The sequence below is a fragment of the Dyadobacter sp. OTU695 genome, from assembly GCF_038440355.1.
In the GTDB taxonomy this organism is placed as follows: Bacteria; Bacteroidota; Bacteroidia; order Cytophagales; family Spirosomataceae; genus Dyadobacter.
Map to the genome: position 1 here is coordinate 1 of NZ_JASATN010000025.1, position 19,327 is coordinate 19,327.

Consider the following 19,327-nt stretch of genomic DNA (forward strand, 5'->3'; position numbering starts at 1 on the left):
CAAAACAAAAAAACCACCCGCCCCTTTAAAAACACACCACCCCCCCCGCCCCCGGGGCGCCGGGGGCCGGCAACGTTATCTCTTATTGTGGAATGGCTATCTGATTGTACAACAAATGAAAAACATTGGATCGAGCGCTGCGCCAACCGGGAGCCCAAAGCACAGCAATGGGTGTTCAGGCAATTTTTTGGTTTGGCAATGGGAATAAGCATCCGGTACCTGCCCAGTCAGGCAATCGCTCAGGAGGCCGTCAACGATTCTTTTCTCAAAATATTCGAACAGTTGCCCCGGCAGCTGGCGGGCTTGCATTCCTTCAAAGCATGGATGCGGGCGCTCGTCGTTCGTACAGCTATTGACTATTTCAGAAAAGAAAGAAAAAACTACCTGGCGACCAGCCTGGACGCTTATCATGACAGCTACATGGCCGCAGACGAGGTCGGCGATAGCCATTCAGTGGAAGAAATCCTGCGTTTGCTCGATAAACTCCCGCCGGTATGGAAAGTCGTATTCAATTTGTACGAGGTGGAAGGTTACAGCCACGAGGAAATCGGGAAAATGCTGGATATCTCGACCTCGTCTTCGAGGGTGTACCTGGCCAGGGGCAAAGAGTGCCTGCGAAAAATGATCACCATACAAAACGGCAGCCATTAAAATGTCCGATCAAGAACCCATAGGCAAGCGAATGCTTGGTCAGCTTCGCAACCATTCCGAACCCTATCGGCCGGAGGCCTGGGAGCATTTTGAGTTGTTCCGTGCTGCCAGGAACCGCAGAAAACGGAGAATGCTTTATTGGCTCAGCGCGGCGGCCTTTTTGATAATCCTTGGAACGGCCTTGCTTACAACCCGCATCGCAGACCGGGGCAAGCCGGTGAAATACCCCGTTGCACGAAAGCACATGAATGGCGGGCATCCAGGTAAGGCGAAAACCGTGCCGCCGGATGAAGCCACGTTCGGGTCGATACCCACAACAGAGCCTCATCAGCCAGTCAAATCAGAGAAAATACATTCAAAACCAGGAAAACGGTTTGCCAGCCCGTCCGACATTGAAAATGCGGCGCGCAACCAACTGACAGCATATCCGTCTCCGGTAATAAGTAATGAGCGGACGCGCGACCAGGCTCGTCCCGACTTGTTACGCTCGCGGCCTTTCAGTACGCTTCCCGCCCGATTCAGCAAATTGTACATCTCTCCGCCCGACAGACCAATTCATCCAAAGCCACAACCTGCCCGGATCATTCGCTGGGGTGCCGCCTTATCGCAGCAATCGAACCGGGCTACGCATACGGACACGGAGCTTAACTTCGGCGTTGGCGGCGTGCTGCTACTGCCTTTGTCCGCCAAAATCGCATTGATATCCGGTGTTTCCGGAAGTAAGCAGTCATTGAATGTGGAGGAGCCCACACGCCTGACTGCCGCCGAAGGGTTTGCACAATTACAGCACGTTCGTTATCAATGGGTCAATCTGGAAATCCCTTTACAAGTCCGGTACGAACTAAGGACTTTCAAAAACTTTGGATTCACTGCCGCAGCAGGGATTGCCTTGCAAGGTAGTGTTGGCCAACAGGCCGACTACCTTTATAAGACCCGGCGGACAATAGAAACTTTTGCGGAAACCGCTGGCGGGCCGGTACTGCTCTCCACCCAAACCACCGAAGAGCTAAGCTCGGTCACCGAGAATGACAAAAAACATACGCTGGCTGTCGGCAGCCCGCTGTATTTCGGGCTGGGAGTCAGCTATCAATGGCGGAACACGACCGTAGAAATAGAGCCCTTCATCAAATATCCGCTCGGCGCAAGCACCGCCGAGCGACTACAACTTACCACAGTAGGTGTTCAACTGCGACTGACAAGCCCGCTCAGGAAAATTTTCCCGCAAACAGGTAATTCACTGTAAAATAGTCGGGTCGCTATTCAATTCGTTCATCAGAACTCTGATGGCGTAACGCATTAAAGCAATGGAAAAAAGGCATTCAGCGGCTGTACTAATGTTGACCCACCATCGATGCACTGACAAATTCTCCTTTTTGTGAGGCGATCTGGTTTCCCCAGCCAAGAATAGCATCGAGCACAGGTGCGAAAGATTTGCCGAAGTCGGTGAGACTGTATACCACTTTAATGGGTGGCTTTTCACCATAGACTTGTCGCGATACCAGGCCATCCTCCTCCAATTGCTTCAATTGCAGGCTCAGTGTTCGTTCTGTTACGCCGCGAAGTTCCTTCCGGAGCTCACTGTACCGCTTGGGGGCATCCCTCAAATGGTAGAGGATAACCACTTTCCACTTTCCGCCGACCAAATCCATTGCTACGCTTACCGTGCAGGGGTACAGCTTGTTGTCAATCTTTACAAAATCACCCTGACATTCTATTCCCATAACATTTCCTTTAAACCACCTATCCAAAAGGATAGTTATTGCAAAGGTATTGAGCTATAAATAGTTTTGCAACTATAAAATTTATAGTTAAAAAACTACTAAAAAATAAAAGTATGAACTCTGACAAACCACTCATAACCATCGTTGGCGTTTTAGGCAAACAAGGCCGCAGCGCAGCACGCACCTTGCTCGCAAGCGGGCGTTACCGCGTCCGGGGCATTACCCGCCGGGCTGATTCAGTGGAAGCCCGCAACCTGGCTAAACTAGGGTTGGAACTGGTGAGCATCCCGCTTGCACCCGGGTACAAAAGCGAATTCACCAAGGCCTTCCAGGGCTCCAACGGCGTTTTCCTGATGACGCCCAACATTACTCCACCCGCCAGCCATGAACTGGCATTAGGGATGGAGTTAGCCGATGCCGCGGTGGATGCAGGCGTATCTCACATCGTTTTCAGCAGCCTCGAAAATGTGGATGAGATAAGCGGAGGAAAGCTGTTTGCACCTCATTTTACCGACAAGGCCAACATCGAAGCATACATCCGGACGCTGCCGGTCGTGAGCTCCTTCATATACATGGCTTTCTTTTACACGAACCTGATCGAGTTTTATACCCCTGTGATGAAAGGCGATACGCTGATCTTCCCCATTTACTTGCCCGAAGATTTCCGCGCACCGTTTGTCGACCCGCTTACCGCCACCGGACCTGCTGTTTTAGAAATATTTTCGAAGCCCGACGAATACGCAGGCAAGTCCTTGCCGGTTATCGGCGACGTCATTTCTCCCCGCGAGATGGTCGACACATTCGTGCAGGTCACGGGCAGGAAAGCAGCATACAGTCCGGCATTTTTACCGGAGGAATTGCTGTACCATTTCCCGGAATTCGGCGCTAACCAGACGTTGGTACGCGAGATTTCAGGAATGGTAGCGTACGCCGTTGATTATGGATACTTCGGCAAGGATCGTGACCTGTTGTGGAGCCGGCAAATCGACCCGCACGCGCTCAGCTGGGAACAATTCCTGCAAAGCACCAACTGGAACGGTGAAAAGCTGGCGTTTTGATTGCATAATCATGTGTTAAAATAAAAATGAGGGTAACAAGCAGAAAAGTATGCTGCTCGTTACCCTCATTTACAATTGACTAATTCAGTTACAGCCCCTCTTTACTCCTTCACAAATACTTCCATTTCGGCCAGGAACGTATGCACCGCGAGCCCTTCCAATGCTGTGAATTTCAGATACTGGTATCCGGCGGCTGAGGAAACCGGAAAACTCTGGGGCGTGATGGTTGCCGGAACGAATTTAAATTCGCCCAGATTTGTCCATGATTCGCCATTGGCGCTTCCTTCCAGTTTGAATTTGGTGAAACCATTCTTGTTGTTCTGGCGGGCCGTCAAGTCTACTGAAATCATCTTGTTGGTCTTTTTCATATCCACGACAAACCAATGTGGATACCCCGGATGTTCGGGGTCATATTGTGTGTGCCAAATGGTGTTCACATCCCCATCCAGCACTGCCGAAGCTAAACCCGTATTCTCCGAGCCATCCCCCTGTTCGCTGGACACCGCGGTAACGGTCCAGCTCGAACGGTCTGCTTTGGCAGCCAGGGGATAATCCATTTTTTCATCAGAACAGCCTATAAACAAAGCGGTTACCGCCAACACCGTCATTAGTTGAAATATATTCTTTTTCATTTTTTCTCCATTTTTAAGGTAAACTTTCGATATCAACTTGCGGCAGCTGTCCCCCTGGCGGACGTGTAAAAGGTGTTCCCGCATCCACATAGGTATTAAAGAACCCGCCGTTCCTGAGGAAGAACCAGCCGTTTTCTACACCTCCTGCGAAATCCATCCTTTGTTTGTTTTTACCTGTGGCATCAACACCCATCTTGAAGGCGGTTACCTCCGTCCATTTTCCATTTACGTCCCTCACCCACTGATTGCCCCAGGTTCCCTTGCGTTCCAGATAGCCTTGTTCAGGAATGAAGTTTTCCAGGAACGAATGAATTCCGGCCAGATAAGTCGCCGTCAACGGCCGCTTCCAGGTGGCCATAAATTGCCACTTATCGTGCTCTGGTCCACGAAACCATGCAGAATAAAGCGTGTTTCCATTACCATCCGGCTTGCCCTTCGTCAGGAATTTATAGGTATTACCCGCTTTCCAGTTATAGACAAAATAGCTCTGTCCACCTTCCCCTTCGCCGCCGAAACGTTTTGTCACCACGCCTTCTCCCGATTTAACGGGCACGGTTGTTCCGCCGTCCGGGTCCCAGACAGAAAACAAAACCCAGCGCTCTGTTTCGGATTTCACCTGTACACCGAAATAGCCGTGACTGAATCCATTGCACATGAAAAAGGAACCAATCTGATCCAGCTTTTCGGGTACTACCAATTCATTGTAAAAGTATTCGATATCACCAGCAGGAACGGTGTAATTGACATGCGTCGACGGCCCGCGTCTTGACCAGTAGAAGTTCTCTGGGTCGTTGGCGTAAATCGCGCCGTTGGCCGCAGTCCCACCAATCTGAATATCGGACACATCAGCAAACGAGGAGCCGGACTTACTAACGCCTTCCAGATCCACTTTCACATACCCTGCTGCCGCGATATTCACTTTCCCGGCATAGTAGGTTTTTGCATCCGCTCCCGCTAAACTAACCTCAAAAGAAGCTCCGTTCACACTCACTTTCACCTTGCTTGTCCCGCCGTCGGTAATGCCGGCCTTTAGAAACACCGTAAGCTCTCCCGGCTGCGCCGAACGGAACCAGATGCTTGTCACAACGCCAGGCGTGGCCCAGTTAACAAGTCCCTTGCTGGTGATCTTTTCAGATTGCCCGGCAGCACCTTTGGTGATATAGGCATTCCCGGCTAAGGAAATGCTCACTTTGGGTGTCGGCTCAGGTTGTGCCTCTTCCTTTGGGGCAATTTTAGCACCGTTGGTGCAACCATAGCCGCACGTCAGCGCGCATATAAATAGCCCAGTAATCAACCACAATTTATTCATATAGATGTTGTCGTCCGTTTAAAATGAGGCATGACAGTTACGGGTTCTGGGTTAGTTTGCTGTTCTTGTCTATTTCCGCCTGCGGTATAAAAAATATCACGCGGGCATCGGTAGCCGGCACTGTCTGATTGACATTCGTCGTCGGAGTGTTATTCAGCGAATGCGTTCCCGGATAATTCCGTGTCATGGAACGATTGTTGCGGAAAAGATCATAGGAACGATGCCCTTCAAATGCCAACTCCATCCAACGCTCTTCCAATACAATATCGAGCGCCGTTTTACCCGTAGGGAGCGACGTATAAAGTGCATCGCCCAGCCCTGCCCTTGTTCTGATAATGTTCACGTCCGCAAGCGCCGCGCTTGTTTTACCCAGTTTGGCATTGGCTTCGGCACGGTTCAGATACATTTCCGCAAGACGCAAATACACCGGCGAGCTGAGATTGATAATGCTCTCCTGAAGATTGTATTTGTTGACATAATACATGGGCGTCTGCGGTGTCAGTTTCAGGTTCTTTTGCAGCACGCCATTTAATAGATAAGGCGTGATAAAACTTTTCCGCAAGTCCTTGGGATGTAGCGCATATTGGTTAACCAGCTTTTCGGAAGCATATATTTCGCCCCAACCACTGACGCCCTGTCCGGCCGGATTACCAGCCACATCACCGCTGAAATACATCGATCCAATCGCCGAGAAGTCCTGGTTTTGGACTTTGGTGTGACGGATGCACATGATCGTTTCAGGATTTGTTTCAGGGTCCATCTTGAAATATCCCTGATAATTGGCGCCGTCGAGCAGCGAATACCGTCCGGAGTTGATCACCAGATCTGCATATTTAACCGCATTCTCATTATCCTCCTTGTACAGGTATACCCGTGACAAGAGCGCATATGCCACCTCTTTGGAAGCGAAGGAATTACCCTTGTCAACCGACATGAGATCAGCCGCTTTCAAAAGATCCGCGATCACAAAGTCATATACCTCTTTCACTGAGCTTCTGGAAAGGCCCGTTGTTTCTTCGTCCGAAAGACCGTCCCGCAATATAGGTACACCCGGGCCCGCGCCGCTGCCCTGCGGGTACGGCCGCCCGAAAACGCGCACCAAATTGTAATGCATCATCGCGCGCAGGTACAAATTTTCCCCTTTAAGCTGTTTCAGGTCCGCAGATGCGTCGTCTGCCACATAGGCAATGATCTTGTTCGCTGCGGCTATTACCTTGTACGCCTGCCCCCAGAAATTGGTACAGTGTGAGGAGGTATTAATATGGGTATACCGATAAGCACGGGTGAGGTCGTCGGAAGAGGACTGTCCCTGAGCCACCTCGTCGCTTGGGAACTCAGTCAGAAAATGGACGCTCCGCACATAGGACGGGTTTCGCAGAACCGCATAGGTACCGATGGTTGCCGTTTCAACATCACCCGCGTTGGTCAGCGCCGAGGTTTCTTCGATTGCCGTGGAAGGAGCAAAAGTTTCCTCGCAGGCCGACGCTCCTAATATCAACACGCCTGACAGGATATATTTATAAAAATCGTTCACTTTCATCGCCTATCTGATTTAGAATGAAATATTTACTCCGCACAGAAATTTCTTGCTGATCGGATATTTGAAACTGGAAACCCCGGAGCTGAGATCGGTTTGGGTAAATGACACTTCCGGATCAGGGCCTGAGAATTTGGTTGCCGTCCAGAGGTTATCTCCGCTCAGGAATATATTCAGATTAGAGATTCCGCTTTTTCCAAGCCAGACTGCCGGCAAGGCATAACTCAGTTTGATGTTTCTCAAACGGATGTAGCTTCCATCTTCCAGGTATCTCGACGACGATTGATTGGAGTCATGATTTCCACCCACGATCGGTTTGGGATGCGTGGCGATATCGCCAGGCTTTTCCCATCTGCTCCACCCTTTGGCCAGAACCATCGCATTGTAGCTTTCGTATAAACCGTCGTTATCGAAATACGCCCGGCTGTTGTTGTAAATCTCATTGCCGTATACGAAATTGAAAAACGTGCTCAGGGATATGCCTTTGTAAGAAAAGGTGTTACTCAACCCGCCCGTAAATTTCGGAGCTGCCGAGGTTCCGGTAAACTGCCGCGATTGCGCCGTGGCTACCGAACTGTAAGAGTTGGTCAACACTTTGTATTTCGCGCCGTCTGCATCGGTCACGATTTTTTCCCACAACGGATCTCCGTTGTCGGGATCCACACCAGCCCAGATGGGCAGGTTCCATTCATCCATATTATGTCCGACTGCGATCGGCTGACGTGCACCGGAGTTAAACACCGTCGCTCCGTCGCTGAGCTCCAAAACCTTGTTACGGTTAAATGATACATTCAGGTTCGTTTCCCAATTAAAGGTGCCGACGATATTCTTCGAAGTTGCGCTGAACTCCATACCACGGTTTCTGACAGCCCCCGCATTTACCCAGCGATAGCTGTAACCGGTTGTAGCCTGCAAGGGTTGTTTGTACAAAAGTGCACTTGATTTTTTTTCATATGCGTCGACGGTCAGATCGAGCCTGTTGTTGAACAACCCAATTTCCGCCCCAATATTGGCGGTTTTCATTTTTTCCCATGATAAATCAGGGTTGCCCTTCTGCGAGGGGGCCGCTCCGGGAAGTCCGGCATAACTGGCGTCCTGTGAGATACTATATAGCCCTAGTGCCGCGTAATTGGATATTCCATCGGCATTACCCACCGTTCCATAGCTGGCGCGGAGTTTCAAAAAGCTGATGGTTTTCCATTGCTTCATGAAGTTTTCATTGCTGATGATCCACGAGCCGCCCAGCTGATAAAAGTTACCTGCCGGATTATTGCTTCCGAATTTGGAAGAATATTCATGAACAAAAGACGCGATCGCGAAATACCGGTTGTCAAAATTGTAGTCGGCCTGCGCAAGGTATTTGCTGAAACTGTATTGGTCATTGCCACCCGTCGGGTTATTGATGATATCGGTGGCCACCGACATTACATCTCTTCCCGGGGGAAGTCCCTTTCCAGAAATGGAGGCATCGTCATAATAATTGCGCTCCGCTTCGCCCACTGCGAGAACTGCCAGGTTATGCAATCCGAAACTCTCCTCGTACCGTAATCGGTTCGAAGTCAGTATACGGCTTGTATAAGACCGGGAATTGTACAGTTCGCCCCCATTCGCACCACCCTGCTTTGTTCTTTTATCGTAATAACTAGCGTCTTTATAATCAAAAAAACGAACGCGGTTATAAGTCGAAAATGTCAGCTTGGGCGTGATGGCATAATCCAGGTTCACGTCTGTATTGACATTCAGACTTCTTGCTTTGGAGTAGTTGTATGGAAGGGAGTGTAAAAAGTTTTCGCGGTCCCTTCCTTGCCAGTTGGTTGCTATCCGGCCGTCGATAGGGCTTCCAGCCGCATCATATGCCGCGTCGAAAGGCATGTTTACATAGGCATCATAAAGCGTACCACTGTTTTCGTAATTGTCCTGCGTGAAAATACCATTAAACAATACGCTCAATTTCAACTTTTTAGTCAATTGAGAAGTAATGTTTGACCGGAAATTATACCCCGTTTTATCATTTTCCAAAACGGTTCCCTGCTCCTTGTAATAGTTACCCGAAACATAAAACTGGGTCTTTTCCGAACCTCCCGACGCCGACAAGGTGTAGCTATTCACGAAACCTCTTCTGAATGCCAGGTCCCACCAGTCGGTATTGGTATTCACGATGGACGGATCGCGGTCGTAAAATGTTTTCTGATAATCATACAACTGCTGGGAATTCATCAGTTTGAAATTTCCCGTTGTCGCATTGGCAAAGCCCAAAGTGGTACTGAAATCAATTTTTGTCTTACCGGCTTTTCCCATCTTGGTCGTAATGATGATAACCCCATTCGCAGCCCGGGATCCGTAAAGGCCGGTAGCAGCGGCATCTTTCAATACAGTAACAGACTCGATATCAGTAGGATTATACGAACCACCGATATTTCCGTCCACAATGATCAGAGGGGCTGTGCTCGCCGAAATGGTACCTGCCCCGCGGATCAGAATATTCGACCCGCTGGTTGGATCTCCCGAACTGGTGGATACCACTACCCCAGGCGCCTTACCTTGTAATAGGCTCGATAGCTCATTCGAAGTGACATCCCGCAATTTTTCATTGGGTATCACCGCGACAGAACTGGAAAGGTATTTCGCCTTTTTTGACCCATAACCGGTTACGACCACCTGCTCCAACAGGTTTACGGACGGTTGCAGGGTAATGTCAAAAATCGTTTGCCCATTGGCCGGAACTTCGGTGGACTGGTATCCCACGAAACTGAAAACCAGTACGGCAGTACTCACATCGGTATCCGACACATTAAGCGAAAAACTCCCCGCCGCATCCGAAACGGTTCCCTGATTCGACCCTTTTACCATGACCGTAACGCCGGCCAACAGCTCGCCTTTTTCGTCTTTCACGGTCCCCTTGATCTGCTTGTCCAGAGAGGTACCATTGTTTGCTTCGCCGGACATCGGGTCGGGATCGGCTTCTTCCTTTTTGAGGATCACCTGCTGGCCGTCCACCTGATAGCTTACTTCCAGTGGCACAAGCAGTTCATCCAAAACCTCCGCCAGCGACTTGTTGCTTACCTGAATATTTACCCGATGTCGGGCAGGAAAGATCGACGGCGCATAGGTAAAATGTACATCGCAAATTTTATCAAGTTCTTTCAGAACACTTTTAATCTCCTGATTTTTAACATGAATGGACACCTTTTGCTTTAAAAGCTCCTGCGCATCCGCATTGTTCGCGAACGAAATCCCCGCGAACAAACCAGCCAGTAAAAGTTGGTAAAATGAAATTCTCATTGCTATCAGTAACAACTGAGGTCTTTGTCGACGTTTTTTCATACTTTTGAAATGATTTGTTCTTTTCAGAATCGGACAAATTGCTCCCGTGTCCTTTTTGCGAAGGACGCTTGCACAGCTCCGGGAAAAATGGAAGTCAGTAGTGGGGCAAACACTGCTGGCTTTTTTTGTGAATACTACTCATCCATAGGCAGGAATGCGGTTTAGAGGTTACGATATAGTTAGGTAGTTCATTCACATTCTTATTTGCAACCCTTGGCTAAATGCACGGTAACTTTCTCACCCTTTATGCTATACGTTGCTCCGATGGCCGTGCAGGTTGCATGTAACCTTTGTTTCAATCCTTCTTCCCTGAAAACTGTCGATACGACACAAGTAGACAGACGAGCCTGATCATAGACAATTTCGATCCCATATTTCTTTTCAATACTGTCAAAAACCTCGGAAACCGGCCGTTCTTCAAAAACTACGTCCGAATCATCCGGTAAGCTTTCGAGTAACGTCAGGTCGCGGATAACCTCCTTTTCATTCTTTTTGACCTTTGTGCTGAAAACAACTCCTTCGTTGGGGGTCAACACAACGCTTGTGGCCGAGTCGGCGCCATCCATCGTGAACTCATTTTGGTTGTATACCGACACCCTTCCGGTTTTCACCGCCACCAGCACACCGCCGTCCTCCTTGTTGGTCCTAACCCGAAAGCTCGTGCCCAAAACTTTGGTTACTGTTTGTCCTGCGAAGACTAAAAAAGGCTTTCGTGCATCCTTTGTTACATCAAAAAATGCGTCGCCTTTTAGATGCACCGCCCGGTTACTTCCTGAAAAATCAGCAGGATAGATCAATTCTCCGCCCTTTTCCAGCATAACGACAGAGCCGTCACCCAGCAAAACCGTCAATGTCTGATCGTCGCTATTTACTTTTGTAAGCCATTCCGTATTTTTCGAACCCGTATAAGTCTGCACGATAACCGGCACTTCGGTCTTTTTCATTTGCGAATACCATAGCCCCAGGCTTCCCAGTAGAATCAGTGAGGCAGCGATCCGCCAGAAATAACCTTTGCTCCAAATGCGACGCGAACCCGGGATAACGGAAGTCCGGACGTTGATTTTTTTCACACTATCGATCAACTTCCGGATATCTTCCTGCACTATTTTTTCATCGGTGATTTCCCCAAACTGTTCTTCCAGCGCCAGGACAAACAACCTGGCCTTTTCCACTGCTTCGCGCCTGCTTTCGTCCTCTTTCACCCAGCCTTCCCAAAAAGACGCAGAAGGGTCCGCCGGGTTTAAAATCCACTTGCGAAATGCGTGGTTACCCACCAACTCTTCAAATCCTATTTTGCTTTGGTTACTCATAAATGGTGGCTGGACAGAATTCCGATGTGCACGAACACACTCTTTTGGTATGATTATCCGCGAATCACCGGTTTATCATCATTATTTTTCAAAAAAAAATTAAAAAGGCCATTTAAATGCTACCTAATGCCCTTTTAGCCAAAGAAAATAGCTGCAAAAAGCCAAGAGGTAAGCACCCCATTGTTCGCGCATTTCGCGCAGGGTTTTGGACAGGAGATTAGCCACACCGGGTTTACCGATATCCATAATTTCAGCAATCTCATCGTTGCTGAGTCCCTGGTAATAACGAAGATAAACGATCTCGCGCTGCCGTTTGGAAAGCCCGGAAATGATCTGATTAAGCCGATGCAATTCCTGATTTTGCACCTCGTCTTCAATCAGGCTGCTCTCGATGGTCCCCGAAGAATCCTCAGGTTCGAACAGCAGTTCTGATGATTCACCAAGGCGTTTCAGGCGAACACTTTCTTTGAAGATCTTATTACGTAACGATTTGAACAGGTAAGGTTTAACCATCGTGTCCTCCGCGAGGAAAAGCTTTCTTTCCCATAGCTGAAGATAAACGTCCTGGATACAATCACGGATAAATTCCAGGTCCCGGGAGAATTTGGTCCCGTAATTGAGCAGGCTCCGGTGATGGATATCTGCCAGCCGGCCCAAAGCATCAGGATTACCGGCTTTGAATTGACTCCAAAGCTCATCGCTAATCTCCCGTTCCTGTGTGGCGTAGATAAAATCCATTTGTAAGTGCCCCGTATCCAGGACAGTCCTTTGGTGTCGAATTTCCTTTTCTGAGCCATTCCCGGGGCCACAGACGGTCGAGCGCAGTGTTTCCGGTGTTTCTCGATGTAAATTAACAAATTCTTTTGAGGCTGTCCGCGGCTACGGCTAAATCATTCCGTGCGCTGTCGGGCCGGGGCGTATTGCATGGCCTGTGTGCGCAATATCGTTAAACCGGATTTACAGGCCAGAGCGCAGTACTTCCCGGCTTGTACCATTTAAGCAGTCCATAGCCACAGGTTGGTCCGAGGGCAAAGCTACAACAAACAAAAGGCCGTAGCCCCAATCAGGACTACGGCCCTTTGCCAATTTGCCCAGGTTACCATCCCTGTTCGGTAGGTAGCACAAATACCTCTGAAACATTCACATGGCCAGGTTGCGAAACCGCATATAGAATGCTGTTACCGATATCTTCACCCGTTAAAAAGGTCATCTGCTTAGCCAACTCTTCCATATCGTTACGGTATTTCGGATCGGAAATGTGATCGTACAGCTCTGTTGCCACGGCACCAGGCTGAATGTTGGTTACCCGGATTTTGAATTTTGGCGCGAGCTCCATTCTCAGACCGTCAGAAAAGGCGGCGATGGCGAATTTGGTAGCGCAATAGATCGAGAGCCCTTTGAATACCTTCCGGCCCGCGATCGACGACATATTGATGATGTGTCCCGAGTTCTGCTTTTTCAGATAAGGCAGCACGGCGGCCGTCGAGTTGAGCACACCCTTAATGTTGACGTCGATCATCTGGTTCCATTCCTCGACTTTCAAGCTTTCAATGTCTGAGAGCGGCATCAGTCCCGCATTATTGACCAGAATATCAATAGTGCCAAAAGCAGCAACAAGCTCTTCAACGCCGCGCTTAACGGATTCAGGATCAGTAACGTCCATTTGAATAGGTAAGGCTTCTCCGCCGGATGCTGTGATTTCATTTTTCAGTTCGTTTAATTTATCAATTCTACGGGCGGCGATGCCGACTTTGAATCCGTTTGCGGCCAGCACTTTGGCAGTGCCAGCGCCGATTCCACTGGAAGCACCAGTTATCAGGGCGATTTTTGATTGCGTTTCCATTGTCTTAATTGTTAAAACATGCAATTGAATATTGATTTGTTTGATCAGATCTGATGTTACAAAGGTAGCCTGCCGCCTATGCCCTGCGGATGCAAGCTTCAAACCGATAATTGCAAAAAACAAACAATAAAAAAGGGCTACTGTCAGAGTAGCCCTACCGAAGTTAGAAGAATGCGGTCACAAGGACCGGAATGCGGAAGGCGACACTTCTGTATGCTTCCGAAAGAAGTTGTTGAAATGGGCCGGTTCCTCAAAACCCAGCGAATAACCGATTTCAGCAATGCTCCAATTGGTATGTTTGAGCAGGGCCTTTGCCTCGCTGACCAGCCTGGTGGCGATCAGGGCTGATGTCGTCTTGCCGGTCGTTTCCTTTACGGCGCGGTTCAGATGGTTAATATGCACGTAAAGCCGGTCGGCGAAATCTTTCGGCGAGCGCATCGTAAAACGCTGATCGGTCGAATCGATCGGAAATTGCCTTTCGAGCAGTTCGGAAAAGATCGAGGTGATCCGGGCATTCGCATTGACCTGGTGGTGAAGTGTTTCAGTGGCATCCATTTTCAATGCATAATGGATCAGTTCGGTCACATAGCTCACCAGCAAATCCTGTTTGAAACGGTAATCAGAGCCTATTTCATCAAGCATTTTCCGAAATATGCCGCCTACAAAATCCTTCTTTTGCTCATCAAGGATATAGGAAGGTTTTCCACCGATCGCAAACATGGGCAGCTCTCCTAGGTTGCTCCTGAGCTTTTCCATGAAAAATGCTTCCTTGAAGATGCAGAAATACCCCGTGTTGCCCTCGGCAAGCATCTCCCACCGGTATGGGACATTCGGGTTGAAAAAAATCAGGGAGGTTCCTTTTACATGCAGGGTCTTGTCGGCATAATGGAAAAGGTTGTCGCCGGTAATGAGGCTGATCTTGTAAAAATCCCTGCGTGCATATGGGACCGTTACCTGCCCTTGAGGGTTAACACTGTCTTCAACCACAAACACATTGAAATCACCGATCTCACGCTGAATGTTGGCCGGCGTCCCCGAAAATTTGTGCTGATAAAACTCTTCAAGTGTTTCTGTATTGGCCATGATGTTTGAATACCTTTGGGAATATGTAAAGATACACAACTGAAATGACGCCTCAGAAGCTCCTACCGGCGTTTTTTAGCCCAAAATGGATAATTTGGATCACATAAATACGCATCAGGTCGAGCTTATGATCGTATTGGGACCCCGCCTCCGCCAGCAGCAGTTCAAAAACCTGGCTCACAGCAGCTGCCCCGGCCGCGTTTAAGATGACCAGGCCTTCATCCGGATGAGCAAATACAGGAAGACGTTTAATCCGGCTCCTTAATCTTTCCGGCATGAACAGGGGACTGAATGCACAGTAGTACCCCTTCCGGCCTGCCAATGCTACACTTTCTGCCGGCAGAGCTTCCCCACCCGAAAATAATAGCTGATCGGGCGCTGTTAAATATTGGATCACCCAATAGCCCGGCAGCAGCCCTGCTGTGATCGGGCTGCTGCCGGCACGGCTGTCGAGCCTTCCGGCCAGAATGTTGGTGGCGGACGCTTCCATATCAGTATGACGGCATGTTATTGCTGTTTATAGAGTACCATTCCGGCGTGGTACAAAATACCGTCCCTGAAGTCGCCATCGGCGGTGAACCCCGTATCGTCCTTGTAGTCAATATGGTTTCCGGTGACTTTGTAAGAACCCCGGTAGGCGCTTTCGCGCTTCCCCCTGGCCTCATCATAACGGTTTCCAGGCAACAGGTTATGGCGTATGTATCCATCGGCAGTTATCCACATGCCGATATAGTCTTTACTTTCCTGCATTGTTTGTTTGGTGTCCATAGCGACAGGTTGGTTGGATTTACATTGAATGAGCCAGATCGTCAGGGCGGCCGATACGCCTGCCCTGACAAGCTGAAAGGTTTTCATAAGCTTAGCCATCGTTGCTAAACCATTTCCCGAGCATTGATTTTCTCAGGAGCCAGTTGGCGGAGCAGTCCATAAAAATCAAAGTAGGAATCAGCGCGCTCGATCTTGCCCTGGCGAAGTTTGTAGACGTCACAGAAGTTTACCTGCATACTAACGCCAGTTGGTTGCAAGGTTCCTGCCGGTGAATGGAATATGCCCTTGTGAGTTCCCTTGCCTATCCCCTGTGCGATCACATAATCGCCAAATGCAACGAGGCTTTTAACTTCACAGGTAGCATCCGGAAAAATGCCAAACCAGCTCACCCAAGGATCAATGATCGCATTCTCGCCTGTTGTGGTGTAATCGAAAGGCACGTCAAGCCATTCACTGAAATCCGCCCCAAGGCTTTGAATATATTCCAGATCCTTCGCGTTGACGGCCTGATAGAGCTTTTCTATAACCTGCTTATTATCAAACCGCTCTACTTTTTTCAGCATTGTTGCCTGCATCGGCAGGGATAGCCAATCATTGGTACTGGCAGTGAACGCTTTAAGTTGGGGTGTATTCAAATGATCTTCAAAAGCCTTGCTGTCGCTCCAAGACTCTCTGACATGAAACTGGGTTTCGTCGGACTCGGCCGTGAACACCTCATAGGCAACTTTGCCAGGTTCCCGAGCCGGAGAGCGCAAGCAGGTTCAAAAGCGATTCCTTCAAATTCTGTGCAGATTCGGCGTTTTTTGCGTTTAGTGTAATCCATGCAGTTTTCATCTTTGCTATCGTTTAAGTGGTTAAACTTTTGATATAGCAAAGGTATATTGGGCTAAGAAGGCCAGGTTAGCAGAAAAGAAACAGCTTCTTGCGTAAATCAAACATTGATCTGATGTGAGATTAATACTGATTAGTACCTCATCCACCAGGCAATGTTCATTACCTCATGGAAGTCCTTCGTTACCGGGCATCGTTCTTGCCAGGTTCATCCAGGTCAATGCTCGGCGGTATCAGCTTGTACATGACCGGGGTCACCACCCTGGACAGGATTGTCGAACTGATCAGCCCTCCGATCAGTACGATAGCCAGGGGTGCGATCTGCGGATTCGGGTTCATCGCAATGGGAACCAGACCACATATGGCGGTAATCGATGTGAGGACAACAGGCAGGAAGCGGGTCTCTCCGGCAATGTGGATGGCTTCATCGATACTTTTCCCCTCTTCCCGGAGTTGGTTGGTGAAGTCGACAAGCAGGAGCGAGTTCTTGACCTGTATGCCCGACAGTCCGATAAAACCGATAATGGATACCAAAGACATTGGATTGCCGGTCATCAGCAAAAACAGAACTCCGCCCAAAACACCTAATGGAATGATCGACAGCACGATAATAATCCCCTTGAAGGTCTTGAATTGTAAAAGCAGCACGCCAATGAACAAAAATGTGCTTAAAATGATGACCGACAAGAAATTGCCGCCCAGCGCATCCCCTTCCGACTCGGCCTCGCCTGATAATTTGTAGTAATACCCTTTGGGCATTTTCAGTTTGTCCAGCTCCGGCACCACAGCTTTCAAAATATCATTGGCCAGCACATTGTCCCGGGTAAGCGAAGTAACCTTGGCGAACCGCGATTTGTTGAAATGGTTGATTGCAGTAGGCGAGGTCTCAAAACCGATGGTCGCAATCTGATCAACCTGAACGGGAGCACCGTGTATATTGCTCACATAAAGGTTTTTAATCGCATCCATATTTGAAAATTTATCCCGAGGAATGGTAATCACCACATTTCTTGCATCGCCCCGGTCATCAATGTAGTCTCCCACATTCAGTCCGGCAACAGCCATCCGGATCACCTTGTCGATATCGCTGGTCATCACGCCCAGGGTCCTCGCCTTTTCTTTATCGATCCTGATTTTCACATCCGATTTGTAAGCATTCAGCTCGTTGTTGATAAAGAAAGTGCCCGGATGTTTGCGCAATATTTCTTCGACTTTAAATGAAAGCGCACGAAGCGTATCCTGATTATCTCCGAAAACCCTGACTACGATATTGGCTTCAATCGGGGTGCCCTGGTCAAAGTCCTTCACTTCGATTTTGGCATAAGGGAAATCGCTAAACCTGATTCTGAGTCTTTTGATCAAATCTGTTTTCGCGTCCGGCGATGTCTCCTCTTCCAACTGGACAAAAATCTGGGCAAAATCCGGTTTGACGTCCTGCTGGTGTACATTGTAATAGATCTGAGGATTGCCCTTGCCCACATTGGAGGTGTAATAAACAATCTCTTCATGTTTCTTCAATTCCGTTTCCACGAGTCTTGCGGCGCGGTCGCTTTCGGGTATATTGGCTTGCAAAGGCATTTTGATGTTAATCAGGAACATCGGCTTTTCCGAAGTAGGAAAAAGCTTGAAACCGGCAAGCGGGAACAGCATAAAAGCAAATACACTTAACGCCAGCGATATGCCTATCGTAACCTTAGGCCATTTCAGGGCCGCGGGCATGATGCCCCGGTAAGCGTAGGTCAAAAAGCCTTGTAATTTCCGAAGGAAGAAGTTGCCTCCTGCATGCGTGTGGGTTTTCAGGATCTTGCTTCCGATGAAGGGTACCAGCGTAAGCGCTACGATCATCGAAGCCAGAACACTGGTAATAATGGCCATAGGCAAACTGCGGATGAATTCGCCGGCCATATCCGGCAAGAATGCCAGTGGCAGGAATGCGATGATAAGCGTAGCCGTACAGCCGACTACCGCGGCACCGATCTGTTTGGTCCCTTTCAAAATGGCATCCTGCCGGGAATGCCCTTCCCGCAGCCACCTTTCGATGTTTTCAACCACGACGATACTGTCATCTACCAACAGCCCCAGGGCGACCACCAGACCTACAATGCTGAGCTGATTAAGTGAATAACCCAGCAGATTCATGGCAATCAGGCCGAGCGCCAGAGAAAGGGGAATGGAGATCATTACGATCAGCGAGGGCCTGAACCCGAGCGGCAGCAGCGTCACAATCACCAGCACGATGGCTAGTCCGAAATCAAAGCCAAGGTGGCCAAGGCGCTTAGAAACCATGTCCGCCTGGTCGAAGTTTTTGACCATTTTAATGTTGTCAGGTAGTGTTTCACTAAAAGCTTCCAGTTCAGGCTCGTACGCCTTTTTGACCTGGCTGATATCCACATCGTTTTTCATGGCGGCCGTAACCAGCACACAGCGCTGTCCGTTGATACGGGTAATGTGGTTGACCGTGCCGTCTTTATAGCTTACCCGCGCCACATCTTTGAGATAAACGATTTTTCCGTTCGCATTGTAGATCACCGTATTTGCAACATCTTCCGCATTCTGAAACTTCCCGCTGGTTTTGACGTTGAATACCTTGCTGTCCAAATGAATACTCCCGCCCGGAATGTCTGCGGCTTCGCTTTGCAAGCTGCCCACGACCAGGTTCAGGGGTATTTTCAGTTGCGCCAGCTTATCCAGTTGCAGGTCAATCCTGATTTCCTGCTCGGGCATTCCTGCGTATTTCACCTCCCTGAGATTGGTGATCTTTTCCAGCCTGGTTTTGAGGACATCCGCATTGTCGCGCAATGCCTTGGCCGATGCTGTATTGGATACCAGCGCGACCTGGATGATCTTCACATCCGACGAGGCGATTTTTTCCGTCTTGATCTGATAAATTTCTTTGGGAAGCTCGCTGTTTTTCAATGCATTGATTTCCGTGGAGATCTCCTGGTACTTGTTATCTACATCTACGCCATACTTGAATTTGACCTGTATCGCCGCAACGCCGTCTTCGATGGTGGTCAGTATTTTGTCAATGTTTTCGAGTCCGTAAATTTTATTCTCAATGGGCTTTACAACCTGTTCTTCCATGTCTTTCGGACTGGTGCCCGGATAGATGACGGTAATCAGGTATTGTGGCGGATGTGTCGTGGGGTCTTCCGAGCGGGGCATAGTAAACAAAGTCAGCAGGCCGACCACCGCAACGAGAAGGAAAATGATCAGGGTAAACTGATAATTTTTGACAGCAAAATTCGTGATTTTCATTG

16 protein-coding genes are annotated in these 19,327 nt (G+C 49.0%); 3 read left to right on the top strand and 13 right to left on the bottom strand.

The features are described 5' to 3' along the window. A partial coding sequence (locus tag AAHB90_RS28505; protein WP_342088682.1) for an RNA polymerase sigma factor occupies window positions 1-651 on the top strand: 651 nt, incomplete at its 5' end. Between the two features lies 1 nt (window position 652). Continuing rightward, the gene (locus tag AAHB90_RS28510) at window positions 653-1,894 is read left to right on the top strand and encodes a hypothetical protein (protein ID WP_342088683.1); all 1,242 of its coding nucleotides are present in this window, start codon (window positions 653-655) and stop codon (window positions 1,892-1,894) included. A gap of 88 nt (window positions 1,895-1,982) precedes the next feature. Here AAHB90_RS28510 and AAHB90_RS28515 read toward each other — a convergent pair whose 3' ends face one another. Continuing rightward, window positions 1,983-2,372, bottom strand: a complete 390-nt coding sequence (locus tag AAHB90_RS28515) for a winged helix-turn-helix transcriptional regulator (RefSeq protein ID WP_342088684.1) — start codon at window positions 2,370-2,372, stop codon at window positions 1,983-1,985. A 113-nt stretch (window positions 2,373-2,485) separates the two neighbouring features. Between AAHB90_RS28515 and AAHB90_RS28520 the strand changes: the two genes are divergently transcribed. Further along, window positions 2,486-3,430: an NmrA/HSCARG family protein gene (locus AAHB90_RS28520; RefSeq protein WP_342088685.1), complete on the top strand. Its 945-nt coding sequence runs from the start codon at window positions 2,486-2,488 to the stop codon at window positions 3,428-3,430. A gap of 101 nt (window positions 3,431-3,531) precedes the next feature. Here the strand turns inward: AAHB90_RS28520 and AAHB90_RS28525 are convergent, their stop codons facing one another. The 12 genes from AAHB90_RS28525 to AAHB90_RS28580 form a co-directional block, all read right to left on the bottom strand. Further along, on the bottom strand, window positions 3,532-4,062 hold the full coding sequence (locus AAHB90_RS28525; protein WP_342088686.1) for a discoidin domain-containing protein: 531 nt from the start codon (window positions 4,060-4,062) through the stop codon (window positions 3,532-3,534). A 13-nt stretch (window positions 4,063-4,075) separates the two neighbouring features. Next, a complete protein-coding gene (locus tag AAHB90_RS28530; protein WP_342088687.1) occupies window positions 4,076-5,371 on the bottom strand; it encodes a DUF3472 domain-containing protein in 1,296 nt (431 codons plus the stop codon). A gap of 37 nt (window positions 5,372-5,408) precedes the next feature. Beyond that, window positions 5,409-6,911, bottom strand: a complete 1,503-nt coding sequence (locus AAHB90_RS28535) for a RagB/SusD family nutrient uptake outer membrane protein (protein WP_342088688.1) — start codon at window positions 6,909-6,911, stop codon at window positions 5,409-5,411. Window positions 6,912-6,923: 12 nt separating this feature from the next. After that, entirely contained in the window at window positions 6,924-10,190 is a 3,267-nt protein-coding gene (locus AAHB90_RS28540) for a TonB-dependent receptor (protein ID WP_342088690.1), read from the bottom strand. Between the two features lie 242 nt (window positions 10,191-10,432). Then, complete coding sequence (locus AAHB90_RS28545; RefSeq protein ID WP_342088691.1) at window positions 10,433-11,542, bottom strand: FecR family protein; 1,110 nt, start codon at window positions 11,540-11,542, stop codon at window positions 10,433-10,435. 123 nt (window positions 11,543-11,665) lie between these two features. Beyond that, window positions 11,666-12,280 (bottom strand): RNA polymerase sigma factor, encoded by a 615-nt coding sequence (locus AAHB90_RS28550; RefSeq protein WP_342088693.1) that lies wholly within the window; start codon window positions 12,278-12,280, stop codon window positions 11,666-11,668. 358 nt (window positions 12,281-12,638) lie between these two features. After that, window positions 12,639-13,385 carry an SDR family oxidoreductase gene (locus tag AAHB90_RS28555; protein ID WP_342088694.1) on the bottom strand — a complete coding sequence of 249 codons (747 nt, stop codon included), beginning with the start codon at window positions 13,383-13,385 and terminating at the stop codon, window positions 12,639-12,641. A gap of 177 nt (window positions 13,386-13,562) precedes the next feature. Beyond that, window positions 13,563-14,468 carry a helix-turn-helix domain-containing protein gene (locus tag AAHB90_RS28560; protein WP_342088695.1) on the bottom strand — a complete coding sequence of 302 codons (906 nt, stop codon included), beginning with the start codon at window positions 14,466-14,468 and terminating at the stop codon, window positions 13,563-13,565. Between the two features lie 52 nt (window positions 14,469-14,520). Further along, window positions 14,521-14,958 (bottom strand): hypothetical protein, encoded by a 438-nt coding sequence (locus AAHB90_RS28565; RefSeq protein ID WP_342088697.1) that lies wholly within the window; start codon window positions 14,956-14,958, stop codon window positions 14,521-14,523. Window positions 14,959-14,975: 17 nt separating this feature from the next. Continuing rightward, on the bottom strand, window positions 14,976-15,323 hold the full coding sequence (locus AAHB90_RS28570; RefSeq protein ID WP_342088698.1) for an Atu4866 domain-containing protein: 348 nt from the start codon (window positions 15,321-15,323) through the stop codon (window positions 14,976-14,978). Window positions 15,324-15,340: 17 nt separating this feature from the next. Further along, window positions 15,341-15,991 (bottom strand): ester cyclase, encoded by a 651-nt coding sequence (locus tag AAHB90_RS28575; RefSeq protein WP_342088699.1) that lies wholly within the window; start codon window positions 15,989-15,991, stop codon window positions 15,341-15,343. A gap of 259 nt (window positions 15,992-16,250) precedes the next feature. Next, window positions 16,251-19,325 (bottom strand): efflux RND transporter permease subunit, encoded by a 3,075-nt coding sequence (locus AAHB90_RS28580; protein ID WP_342088701.1) that lies wholly within the window; start codon window positions 19,323-19,325, stop codon window positions 16,251-16,253. Window positions 19,326-19,327: the final 2 nt, after the last annotated feature.